This window comes from Halomonas sp. ND22Bw (genome assembly GCF_003011945.1).
Classification (GTDB): Bacteria; Pseudomonadota; Gammaproteobacteria; order Pseudomonadales; family Halomonadaceae; genus Halomonas; species Halomonas halophila.
Genome location: NZ_PXWD01001133.1, coordinates 1 through 262, shown reverse-complemented (window position 1 = coordinate 262; position 262 = coordinate 1). Strand labels below are relative to the sequence as shown.

The following is a 262-nucleotide window of genomic DNA, read 5'->3' as shown; positions in this document are numbered from 1 at the left end:
CTTCCTGGTTCATCTTGATTCCTTCTGCGGGGCTGACCCGCGAAAATTATTCAGAACGGAGAAAAGCGGAGGGATCGCCCTCCCCCGCCGTGGCGAGAGAGGGCTCGTGATCCGGATCAGCTGTTCCCCAGCTCCACGTTCAGACCCAGCGAACGCATTTCCTTGATGAGAACGTTGAAGCTCTCGGGAATGCCGGCTTCGAAGCTGTCGTCGCCACGGACGATGGCCTCGTAGACCTTGGTCCGGCCGGCCACGTCGTCGG

Annotated in this window: 1 protein-coding gene; it reads right to left on the bottom strand. The window is 60.7% G+C overall.

Annotated features, from left to right (window positions below; all coding sequences use genetic code 11):
- Nucleotides 1–116 precede the first annotated feature (116 nt).
- Nucleotides 117–262: hypothetical protein (locus CVH10_RS27365; protein ID WP_146143256.1), on the bottom strand; the 146-nt coding region annotated here is incomplete at its 5' end.